This window comes from Enterococcus sp. S53, from assembly GCF_016516865.1.
GTDB lineage: Bacteria > Bacillota > Bacilli > Lactobacillales > Enterococcaceae > Enterococcus_D > Enterococcus_D innesii.
The window spans coordinates 1-12,137 of record NZ_JACVUH010000030.1; the positions used below are offsets into that span (position 1 = coordinate 1).

Sequence of the window (12,137 nt, forward strand, 5' to 3'; positions counted from 1 at the left end):
AATTTATTATTGTCTCTACGAAAAGCTGTCTAAGATTTGATACTAACACCAATAGTAACCATATTTACCCATATTCTTTCAACTTAAATATAGTTTATACAATTAGGAAGTCCCTACTTCATTTGCTACATTTAAATTCTATTCTAAATGTTCCGCTATTGAATTTCATTTTTACCCGCTTTATACGTTAGTTGTGAGAGCACATTATAAAGACACGTGCTTTCAAATTAACAGAATGATCTTCTGATAGAATTAAAGAAAACTATGTTTTCACATTATAGTTTTCGAGAATTTTAAATAGGATCCTTTTCCTCAGTCTAAATTATGTTTACAATCCATCTAGTAAACATAATTTAGACTTTAAATCTATATTTATCTCAAGAATTATTCTTTATAAAACATGATGAGTCATTGTTTATCGACTTAAATCAGTTGTCCCGAGCTATATGTTATTATGTACTCAATGATTCTGCTTTTATAAGATCAGGTTTTTATTCCACAGCAAGAAATTCTGCCAGCATTTGATAAAATGAGCTCACATATAAACTTCTCGATTTATAATCATTCAAAAAATCGGCTTAAGATTTTATAATTCGTAATACACAGATTTCCCCCTCTATCAGAGTTTTTTTCATATGTACTTATCCAAGCAGTTCCCCATCACATGAACACTAACTTCTATTTTTTTATACTAAAACAAAGAAATAGATACCTTCTGCACCTTAATCTCATCATTTTACTGAAAAACCAGCCGTGCACTCTTTTCAGTAATAAACACGACTGGCTTTACATCAAGTAACTCCCAAAATGAAAGCATTAATTCATAATTGTATCATTGATTATTTTTACTTTCCAGTCCTTCATTTAGCTTTTCGATTTCAAAAGCTGAATTATCTGCAGTTTTGAGAAAAGGCAAATTAATCAGCATTGAAAGAACAATTTGAACAATATTCAATAGTGCTCCCCACCATCCACTAACTAAGAATTTTGATATGATAGGCGGAGTTGTCCATGGAATATTTGCTCCATTCGTCAGGGGAACGATTCCAGTACTCATTGAAAAATAAGCCAAGATTACCCTTAACATTGGCGTTAAGATAAATGGAATGATCATAATTGGATTCAATACAATAGGGACACCGAAAATCAATGTTTCATTGATAGTAAAAATCTTAAGAAAACAAATTTAAAGTTGATAGAGCCTATAACTAAGAAGCAATGCACTTCTCACTTACCGAAAGAAATGAGACCTACACAATTCTTCCTAAGAACCATACAAGAAATGTATTATAAATGGATTGATGATTGTATAAAGAACTCCCTGCAGTTAAATACTTATTAAATAAAACGAAAAATTTTAAATGTATCTGATATCGCTATAATAAATTAGCATAGTTATATTTAGTGTTATTTGATATATAAACAATTATTATACAAAAAAATATTTTCAAAGCATATAATAATAAAGATGATTTGAAGTATTTTTAACTTACTCGGATTTCAATTTTTGGAATTTTCTAAGATTTCTAAAGTTATTACACGAAATTTTAAACCAATACGATATTTGCGAAAGGCGTACATCCTGATGATAGATCCTTTTAAAGATTCTTATTATAAAGTCCCTATTAAGTCACCTTTTAAAACCTGAATTCTCGAACCAATCCTAGCGTCACCAATATCTCGACCGTTTGTAAAAATAACCATGACTGAGTTATCTTTATTTGCTTCAGCTAATTTAAGCAAATCTACTTTAGCCAAAACAGTTTTTGAAGTAACTTTATCCCCAACCTGTACAAATGTTTCGAATGGTTCACCTTTTAATTCAACTGTATCAATTCCAATATGAACTAGAACATCATCACCTTGAGGGGTAGTAATTCCAAATGCATGCTTAGTAGGAAATACTGTTGAAATTATACCATTTACTGGTGAGGTAACTTCTCGATCGTTTGGTACAACCGCATATCCATCACCAAGTAATTTTTCTGAAAAAACAGCATCATCAACCTCAGTAATAGATTTTAATTCTCCAGAAGCTGGAGCGTAGAGCTCCAGTTGTTTATTTTTATTTAAAAATCCAAACATTTTTTAACTTCCTTCCTTTATTTACTTTCTCATTGTATGATTATTTAAAAAATTTCAAAAAGTTTGTTTTAGACTCTTTATAGAGTTTTATCGTTTCATCACTCCACGTATCAAAAACTTCATCACTTTTTTTTAACTCTGGATGGTCATCCATATAGCTTAAAAATCTCTTTAATCCAGTTTCTAAATCAATTTCACAAGAAAAATTTGGATTAACAAGTTTTAATTTATCAACATTAAAAATATTTGACCATCTCTTATCACCTTGAATGGACGTTTCTAATCGATATTGTTTTGAGTGTCTTAGTAACTCTGAGGATATATATACAGGCTTATATTCTACATCTAATAATTTAGCTAACATTTGATAAACCATATCCCAAGTATGAGTTTCTGTATTCATAATTTGATAGATTTCGCCAATTGTTTCTTCATTTGCAATTAGAGGAAATATGCCTCTTGCAAAATCTTCTGCATGGGTACTTGCCCATACTGATTGTCCGTCACTATGAACAATAACTTCTTTTCCTTTTAGCATACGATCAATAACACTCCAACAATGATTTCCTTTGATACTTAAAGGAATACGATCTTTATCATATGTTTGCGTTGGTCGAACTATAGTTACTGGAAATCCGTCAAATTGATATTGTTCTAAAAATGTTTTTTCTGCTAAAGCTTTACTTTGCCCGTAACCAGAATACGAATTCCCGTAAGATGTCTCTTCATCAATAAAGCATTGTTCTTCATGATTTAACGCAGCTACTGTACTAATAAAAATAAACTGTTTTGTATGATGTTTAAACAACTCAATATTATCTTTTGCACTCTCTGCATCAAATAAAACGAAATGAATAACCGAATCAAACTGTTTATCTTTAAGCCATATTCTCATCTCTGTTTGTTTCGTAATATCTCCTTTGACTACTTCAATATTCTTAGGTAAATTTGACAATTTATTTCCTCGATTTAAAATAGTCACTTCAATATCAGATTGTTTAGCTAAGAAGAGCGTTGTTGGAGAAGATATCGTACCTGTTCCACCAATTATTAAAACTTTCTTTACCACTAGAAACCCTCCTTCTCATTCAATTATCCTAGAACAATTCCTGAATCTGCTAGAGCTAAATCAACAATTTCCATTACATTTTTTGAGTGAGTCATTCGTTCTTTAGCTGCTTCAAAGTCTTTTGTTTCAATCATTCTACTAAATTCAACAAATTCATTATACATACGGTGTGGATGCGTATTATCGTTAAAAGAAGAAGGGTCTTCTCTGTTCATTTGTTTTGAATAATTTCCTAAAACATTTGTTGGTCCATTTACAATAATCGATCCCCGCGTTCCTTGAATGACTGAACGAATATCAGCACTACTATCCTTTGAACCGATACAAATAACTTTTTTATCATCATAATCTAAAGATAAAATACCAGATGTATCAATTCCATTTTCAACATTAGCTGCATAACTCACACTCATTGGTTTCCCAAATAATCCTAAGACAAAATGAATGTTGTAGATATTTATATCCATTAAAGCCCCGCCACCTTTTTTAGGATTAAAAGCAGGTAGAATAGTTCCTTCTTTAAATAAGTCATAACGTGAAGAATATTGTGAGTAGTTACATTCCACAATCTTTATATCTCCAATCTTTTTTATCTCATTTTTAATTGATTCATAATTAGGTAAATATTGATTCGTAATTGCTTCAACTAAAATAACTTTGTTTTCATGAGCTGTTTTTTCTAGATCTAATAATTGCTCAAGTGATAAGGTAAAAGGTTTTTCACAAATCACATTTTTCCCAGCTTCTAGAGCTCTTTTTGTAAAACTATAATGTAAGTCATTTGGTAATGCGATGTAAATAGTATCAATTTCTAAATTGGTTAAGGCTTTATCAAATTCTGTATAAACTTCTTGTATTCCATATTTTTCTTGTAAGCCCATCATATTTTCTTTGTCTTGTTCAACTCCGATGATAGCAGTTAACTCAATCTCTGGTAAATCTTTAGTAATAGATAAAAATACTTGAACTATTTTACCTGCCCCTACAATACCTAATTTAATCATTTTTTTTCTCACTTTCATTTGTTTGTTTTTCTAATAATTTACACAGTGCATCGACAATCAACTGATGGTCATCCTGATGATTTAAACCTGATACACAAATGGCACCGCGGATACCTCCATTTATACGTATCGGAAATCCGCCACCACAGATGGCGTATTCAGAATCATTTTCCCAAGATTTATATAAATCATCACCACTATTGAGTCTTACAAAAAGAGAACTATGTCCGCTCTCTAAAACAGTTTTTCTTTTTCTAAGTAACCAAGGAGACTCTTTTCGACCTTCCATTAAATAGTACAAAACAATTTTTCCATCATAATAAATTTGAATTCCAACCGGTTTATCAAATCGTTCTTTCGTCTGTTCACTGATAATTAATGCTAGACTTAAAGCCATATCATTATTGAACTCTTCAAAAATCAATATTTGCTCTTGATATGTTACTTTTTCTAAATCCATCTATTTTCCCCCTTCACATCAGATCATTTCTAAAGTTTTGAATGCTTTATAAATACCATCTTCATTAATATTATCCGTAACGATATCAGCGATTTTTTTTATGTCATCATCAGCATTCCCCATGGCAATCCCAATACCAGATTTTTTTAGAATTTCATAATCATTCATACTATCTCCAACAGAAATAACATCTTTAAACTTGTAATTCCAGGTAGATAATAAAAAATTCATACCCGTTGCCTTTGATAGGTTTAAGGGAATTACATCTGCTCCAAAATCAGGCGTAAATTTTGCAAATCTAAGCATTGGAAATTCGGCAGCCATGATATCTAGTGTTTCAGATTTCTCATATGCGATGAATGAGTGCACATTGGTTGCCATAAGGTTTCTAAAAGCAGAAAAATTTCGGTTACAATAACCTAATCGGTTAGTATCAATCTCAATAATTTTTTGTTTATTTGTTGTATACATAATTGAATTTTGAGAAGTTCCAATACACCAACTCATCTTTTCAGATCGATTAATAATAGCCTCTAAAAGTTCGGGCTTAATAAACTCTTCATATAAAATTTCACCATTTATTTCTACCTTAGTTCCATTCATGTGAATTATTGCATCAGGCTTTAATAAATCAATAATGTATTGATTACTATCTAAGGTCATATTTCTTCCAGTAGCTAATACAATTTTTGATTTTTTTCTTAATAACTCGATTGTTTCCAAAGCACTTGAACAAATTTGTTGTGTTGAAAAATCAAACAATGTCATATCGATGTCAAAACTTATAACTTTCAATAATAATCTTCCTTTCTTCCTAAAAGTCACTTGAGTAATTTTAAGTAACATGAAAGGAAATTTATTAAAAATCAGGAATTATTTTAACTCTAGATCTTTATAAGTAATTAACTCCACATTATTATCTTTGACCCAATTAATAAATTCGCGGTTAGTGACCGCATCTAAATCATTTAAACGATAAATATTATACGAAGATATATCCATCAATTCTCTATCGACAAATCCCATGTGACCGATAACGATACAATATTCTTTTGATAATATTTTTTCGCTATTTTCTAAAATATAATCCTTTAAAGATGACGCTAATTGATTTTCAAGCGTAGCAGGTTTAATGTACCAATTGATTCGGCTAGAATATTTTTGTTCAGTAGACATATAATCCCATGCATCAAAAGAATATATAACTCCATATTTTTTTGAAAGTTCTCTTTGAATTCCCATAACTAAGTCAGACGTATAGGCATGGGCATGAATATAGTCAGGATTTTTCCCAATCAGTTCAATAAATTTTTTTATCTGTGCATCAAATTCTTTATAGATATCTTCATAAGAAGCAGAGCATGTATCTCCATTATTAATATCTAATTGTCTTCTTTCCCAACTAGAAACAAAAACTCCGTCTGAATTTACTAATGTTGGAATTTCTTCAGCTGATAATACTGGAGATCCTGTTGTTATATTCAAGTCTATACCGAAACATATTTGGTTTAAAAATGGTTTTATCCACTCGACATATTCTTCGATAAAAGGCATGTTAGTAAACATTCCTGTGTTTTTAATAAGTCCGTGTTCAATTCCATAGATAACACCACTTGAAATTCCTCTTGTCATGCCATAGTCATCTGATTGTATCAATAATTTCATGCTTTTCCCTCAATTGAACCTAAATTCTCACCATTAGACGCAATTACTTGTTTATACCAATTAAATGATTTTTTCTTAGATCTGTTTAAGGTTCCATTGCCAAAGTCATCCCGATCAACATATATAAAACCATAACGTTTTGACATTTCACCTGTCGCAACAGATACTAAGTCAATAGGTCCCCAGCATGTATATCCAAGCAAATCTATACCATCTAATTCAACAGCTTTTTTCATTTCACTAATATGATCACGTAAATAATTAATACGATAATCATCTTCTACATAACCATTCTCGTCTGGTTCATCTATTGCTCCTAAACCATTTTCAACAAGAAATAGGGGTTTTTGATAACGATCATGTATTTCATTCATTGTAATTCTTAATCCAACAGGATCTAGATGTCTTCCCCACGGTTCCATCTCTACATACGGATTTTTAGCTGATTTCAATAAGTTAGAATCATATTTTCCGTCACTTCCAGCTTCAACTACACGAGTTGAATAGTAAGAAAAAGATACAAAATCAACTAAATTTTCACGTAAAATTTTATCGTCATCTTCCTTAAATGGTAATGTATAATTATTACGCTCAAATTCTTTTAGAACATGGCTAGGATAATTTCCTCGCACTTGAACATCTGAAAACATATAATGCTTACGATTTTCATTTTGAGCTGCTTGTACATCTTTTGGATTACAAGTCATTGGGTAATAAATACCTGCATTGAGCATACAACCGATTTGAGCATCTGGAGCAATTTCATGACACAACTTTACAGCCCAAGCACTAGCTACTAAAACATGATGAACAGCATCATAAATTGTGCTATATCTATCTTCACCTTCTTCAAAAATAATACCTGCGGCCATGAAATATGCTTGCGTCATGATATTGATTTCGTTAAATGTTAACCAGTTTTTTACTAGCCCTTTATAACGCTTAAATAGCACTGTAACTAGACGTTTGTAACATTCTATAACTTTTCGATTACGCCATCCCCCGTATTCCGTAACTAAATGAATTGGAATATCGTAATGAGTTAATGTGACTAATGGTTCAATACCGTATTTTAAACATTCCTTGAATACATCTTCATAAAATTGCAATCCTTCTTCATTTGGTTCAGTATCATCCCCATTAGGAAAAATGCGACTCCAAGCAATTGACATTCGTAAAGTTTTAAAACCCATTTCTCCAAATAATGCAATATCTTCCTTGTATCGATTGTAGAAATCTATAGCTTCTAAAGTTGGATAATAATGTTCTGAATCCGGATCAAGCATTACTCGATCACCAACGATTACTGATCTACGATCTTTACCATGTGGAAGCACATCTGCATTAGCAAGTCCACGTCCACCTTGATTATATGCACCTTCCCATTGATTAGCAGCTGTTGCGCCACCCCATAAAAAATCACTTCTAAATACCATGTATTTTTGTCCTCCACTTTAAAATTTCAATATTTAGCGAACCTGGTTAACGCAAATTTCAATCGTATTATCCAGGTTCGACTTTGTTTTAATTATTTGATTAGAAATAAAACTTATTTTGCTTTTTCTTTTGTTTTACTTTCAAATCCGAATACCAAGGACAGAGCTAAAGTTACTCCAAAAGAAACTAAACATCCAATTGCTCCTTTAATTAAATCGGGACCAAATCTCAGCGGATTCATAAAAGGAAATCCAACACCAGAGAAAATATATACTTTTGCATTTAATATACCCATTACAAGTCCACCACTCATACCTCCAATGATACTCCAAATAAGTGCTTTTTTATTTCTTAATAAAAGACCAAAAATTAAAGGTTCACTAACTTTACCAAAAGCATAAGTAATCAGGAATCCCCATCCAATTGATCTATCTTCTTTTTTTGCAGCTCTTAAACCATAGCCAAGTGCCACAGCTAAAGATGCAAATCCTGCTGAAATTGTACCCGGACTTAAAATAGCATCATAACCAATTTCCATACTTGCTGGAAGTAGTGCAGTAAAAATAGGTATGTGCATACCTGTTGCAATAACTAAAGACCAAATACCACCAATAACTGAAACTGCTAGCATACCTACCGTATTCGATAACCATATTATTACGTTCGCCACACCACCCATTATAAACGACGTGAATGGTCCTACTATAGTAAGAGCAACTGGTAGCATGATTAACATAGTAAGAACAGGTATTCCTAGTGTTCTTAAATTATCAGGTACTATTTTTTTTACAGCTTTTTCAATGTGAGATAAAATCCAAATATTTAAAATTATTGGAATAACAGCTTGAACATAATTCACTGGTACCATAGGAATACCATAAACACTAAATGATTTTCCAGATTCAACAATAGCTAACATTTCTGGATGAATTAAAACTGCTCCCAAGAGTAATGAAAGCACAATACTTGTATTGAAATACTTTGCAGCACTATAAGCAATAAATATTGGCAGAAAATAATATCCAGCATCTCCGACTAAGTTAAATAATCTGATAGGATCACTCTCATTTGATAATAGGTTAAAAATGTCTGGTCCTAAAAGAAAAGCAAACATTTTCATTATCCCACTTACAATGAATATTGGTAATATTGGAGTAATTGACCCGCTTAGTGCTTTCATAATATTATTACCGATTTCTTTAAATGAGAACTTAGGACTTTCTTGTTTCACTTCTTCCTTTATTTCAACATCTAATTTTTCATTCTCAGTAAATCCTCCAATTTTTACTAGCTCTGCATAAACATTATCAACAATAGGTCCTATAACAACTTGCACTTGACCTCCAGCATGCATTACTTTAATAACCTCTTTTATTTCTTCAAGATTGCTATCTTTTGCTAAGCTCTCATCTTTCAAAACAAATCGTAATCTAGTCATACAATGAGTAACAGATGAAACATTTTCTTTCCCCCCAACATTTGAAAGGATTTCATTAGCAGTTTTTTCATATTTAGACATAATCTGTCTCCCCTTTTATATTGATTAATCTTTAAGCAGTCATCATCTACCATAAATTAAAAACGACCTCCCATATTACAACAAATAGTTGTCATAATTTTGGAGGTAATGCCCTATTAATAGGTAACAATCCAGTTCTTTAATAAAAAAGACCTCTTAGTACCAGTTGTATTCTGGTTACTAGAGGTCATGCCCTTTTCAGGTTACAATCCTTTTCTGATAATAATTCGATTAAGGTGAAGCATTAAATAAAGCTTTTCTTCCTCAGATAATTGCTTATCCCACTCTTGTGCAATATGAGAACTAATTTTATCAACACATGTTGATACTTCAACAAACTCAGATTTAAATGTATTATACATTTGCAAGTTCGCACTATCAATCAGTTTGTCACTATCTATTCGTTGGAATAAATATTGAAGATGTGTTGCCCATCTAGAAAATTCAAATGACTCACGATCAATAATAATATAAAATTGATTTTCCACAATTTCTGTAATTTCTTCCAACATATCTATGTGTTTATTTATTTCAGCTTGTTGTGTATCAATTTTACGATTGATATTTGCATTAATTAAATTCAGTGCAATAGCTGCAATTTCTTCCTCTGGTAGTAAAACACGAAACTCTTTGTAAATTTTCGATACAATATACCTTCCAATTTTGTATTCTAATGGATACCTCTGCTTAACATCATACAAAAGCCCCATTTTAACACCCATACTATTTTTAATTCTCTCAATAGCAAATGCTATATGATCGGATAATAATAATACCGCATTTGGACTCAACTCATATGGTAATTCATTTGAAACAATATCAATAATTTTTGCAGTAAAAATAACTATTTCAGTTGGTAAATCTTTCATAATATTTTGTCCATTTAGATCAATATTATAAAAACTACGTTCAACTTCTGAAAGTGAAATTTCACGTGGTAACTCCCCAAAACCAAGTCCTTTACCCATAGCAATAACTTCACAATTATTGTTGTCTAAACAAATTACAACATTATTGTTCAATTTCCTTATTGCCCTCAGAAATCTCCCCTCCTTGTCTTTTGCTTCCAGCCCTCCCTAAAAGTAAACGGTTGCAACAAAACGAATTCATTGGGTAATAATTTTATAATTATAAAATTTAAATCATGGTGCTCTGATAGTCATGCCTCCGAAGAGTAACAAATTATCTCAAAATCATTAAATCATATTGAATTTGCTTAGTCAACCCTAATTTTGTTGAGAGATAGTTAAAGGTAACTAAACTATTTAACTCTATTAATTTTATTTCACAATTTATTTTTATATCAGTATAATTAATATACTCTTTCTATCAACAAAATTTTATGAAATATCAGTTATCTTATTTTTTTGTACGAGATTTGGTTTTACTTAACGTTATTTACCATTAAAATTTATTTTTTAATGATTAATATTATAGTAAACATTAAAAGTTGACACGTTTAAACTCATTTAGTTATAATTATTTTTATTAATAATAGGAGGCTTTTATGAAAGAATCATTTTTGGAACTATTGCGAGAATCAACTTCTTTTTTTTCTATGTTACAAGAAGATAACCGACAGGAAATTGTCAGTATTTTATTTGAAAAAGGAGGAATGAGTGTTACTGAAATCACAAAGGAAATGTCCTTATCTAGACCCGCAATTTCGCATCATTTGAAGTTACTTTTACAGTCAGACCTCGTTTATGTTGAAAAAAGTGGTAAAGAAAGAATTTATCACCTAAATATTGATTGTGTTAAGAAAAATGTTGAAGGATTCATGGATCTATTAAATAAACTTTAGTTTAGGGATAACTTTAATGAACCTTTGAGTAAATCGTCTTAATCTAATTGTCTCTGAAAACAATTAAAATCTCGAATCAAAGAAAGGAGATCATGAAAACTTCTTTTAACTTTACTTGAATTAGGGAAGAAATTCATGAGTAAAATTATGATAAATTATAGAAATAAAATCGCTCTTGTTACAGGAGCTTCATCAGGTATTGGCAAAGAATATTCTAAAGAACTTGCAGCTAAGGGAAGTGATTTAATCCTAGTAGCTCGCTCCAAAGACAAATTGGAAGTTCTTGCAAATGAGTTAAGAACAACCTATGGAGTAAATAGCTATTTTTTGGTTAGTGATCTTTCGAAACCAGGTGCCGCTATCGAAGTTGCAGACAAAGTTAAAGCTCTTGGTCTAAATGTAGACATTTTAATTAATAATGCTGGATTTGGTAGTCATGGTAAATTTCAGGAAGATTCTATGGATCAATATCGACAAATGGTCGAACTTAATATAACGTCAGTTATGGATATGACTGCTCAATTTTTACCATACATGCAACATAAGCAAGAAGGAATTATTGTAAATGTGTCGTCGTTCTTGGCCTTCTATCCATTTCCTTATATGGGCGTATATGCTGCTACAAAAGCATTTGTATTATCTTTTTCTGAATCTCTATGGGCTGAGAATCGTCATCTAGGAATTCGTGTGCTTGCCCTTTGTCCAGGTGCTACTAAAACTGGTTTCTTCGATGTAGTTGGTACTTCAGATATGCCCGGCGGGGTTACGGGAACACCTCAATCAGTTGTGAGAACTGCTTTTCGTGGTCTAGAAAGAAATCGTACTTATGTAGTTGACGGAATAAAAAACTATTTGATTGCTAATAGTTCCCGTTTTGTAACACGTAAATTCATGGCTGTTCTTTCTGAACGCCTAGGAAGAAGTTCTTTAAACGAGTAATTATATTATTAGAAACCTTAAATAAAGTTGATAATATAAATAATGTAAACCGTTCTTACTTATAAAAAAAGGGCATCAAACATATTCTTTAAAAATAGGAATGGTTGGATAGGCTACAATTAACTAGACAGAAAAATTAAGGTGTGTAGACTAGA

Annotated in this window: 12 protein-coding genes; 2 read left to right on the forward strand and 10 right to left on the reverse strand. The window is 31.2% G+C overall.

Features of this window, described 5'->3' with window-relative positions:
- Positions 1–832: 832 nt before the first annotated feature.
- From IAE45_RS18005 to IAE45_RS18050, 10 genes are all read right to left on the reverse strand, one after another.
- Positions 833–1,126, reverse strand: coding sequence for a PTS sugar transporter subunit IIC (locus IAE45_RS18005; protein ID WP_200127718.1), 294 nt, complete (start codon positions 1,124–1,126; stop codon positions 833–835).
- A gap of 485 nt (positions 1,127–1,611) precedes the next feature.
- On the reverse strand, positions 1,612–2,085 hold the full coding sequence (locus tag IAE45_RS18010) for a PTS sugar transporter subunit IIA (protein WP_200127720.1): 474 nt from the start codon (positions 2,083–2,085) through the stop codon (positions 1,612–1,614).
- Positions 2,086–2,125: 40 nt separating this feature from the next.
- Positions 2,126–3,154: an NAD-dependent epimerase/dehydratase family protein gene (locus IAE45_RS18015; RefSeq protein ID WP_200127722.1), complete on the reverse strand. Its 1,029-nt coding sequence runs from the start codon at positions 3,152–3,154 to the stop codon at positions 2,126–2,128.
- Positions 3,155–3,177: 23 nt separating this feature from the next.
- The gene (locus IAE45_RS18020; RefSeq protein ID WP_200127741.1) at positions 3,178–4,155 is read right to left on the reverse strand and encodes a Gfo/Idh/MocA family protein; all 978 of its coding nucleotides are present in this window, start codon (positions 4,153–4,155) and stop codon (positions 3,178–3,180) included.
- Positions 4,151–4,618: a heme-binding protein gene (locus IAE45_RS18025; protein WP_233619183.1), complete on the reverse strand. Its 468-nt coding sequence runs from the start codon at positions 4,616–4,618 to the stop codon at positions 4,151–4,153. Before IAE45_RS18025 ends, IAE45_RS18020 begins: the two co-directional genes overlap by 5 nt.
- Positions 4,619–4,636: 18 nt before the next feature.
- Complete coding sequence (locus IAE45_RS18030) at positions 4,637–5,413, reverse strand: Cof-type HAD-IIB family hydrolase (RefSeq protein WP_200143155.1); 777 nt, start codon at positions 5,411–5,413, stop codon at positions 4,637–4,639.
- Positions 5,414–5,491: 78 nt separating this feature from the next.
- Complete coding sequence (locus tag IAE45_RS18035; RefSeq protein WP_200127726.1) at positions 5,492–6,283, reverse strand: ChbG/HpnK family deacetylase; 792 nt, start codon at positions 6,281–6,283, stop codon at positions 5,492–5,494.
- Positions 6,280–7,719: a 6-phospho-beta-glucosidase gene (locus IAE45_RS18040; RefSeq protein WP_200127728.1), complete on the reverse strand. Its 1,440-nt coding sequence runs from the start codon at positions 7,717–7,719 to the stop codon at positions 6,280–6,282. The genes IAE45_RS18035 and IAE45_RS18040 overlap by 4 nt, the downstream gene beginning before the upstream one ends.
- Before the next feature lie 113 nt (positions 7,720–7,832).
- A complete protein-coding gene (locus IAE45_RS18045) occupies positions 7,833–9,239 on the reverse strand; it encodes a PTS transporter subunit EIIC (protein ID WP_200127745.1) in 1,407 nt (468 codons plus the stop codon).
- A 203-nt stretch (positions 9,240–9,442) separates the two neighbouring features.
- Positions 9,443–10,261, reverse strand: coding sequence for a PRD domain-containing protein (locus IAE45_RS18050; protein ID WP_200127735.1), 819 nt, complete (start codon positions 10,259–10,261; stop codon positions 9,443–9,445).
- 485 nt (positions 10,262–10,746) lie between these two features.
- Here IAE45_RS18050 and IAE45_RS18055 point away from each other — a divergent pair, with 485 nt between their 5' ends.
- Together IAE45_RS18055 and IAE45_RS18060 are read left to right on the forward strand one after the other, a co-directional pair.
- Entirely contained in the window at positions 10,747–11,043 is a 297-nt protein-coding gene (locus tag IAE45_RS18055) for an ArsR/SmtB family transcription factor (RefSeq protein WP_200127737.1), read from the forward strand.
- 135 nt (positions 11,044–11,178) lie between these two features.
- Positions 11,179–11,982: an SDR family NAD(P)-dependent oxidoreductase gene (locus tag IAE45_RS18060; RefSeq protein ID WP_200127739.1), complete on the forward strand. Its 804-nt coding sequence runs from the start codon at positions 11,179–11,181 to the stop codon at positions 11,980–11,982.
- Positions 11,983–12,137: the final 155 nt, after the last annotated feature.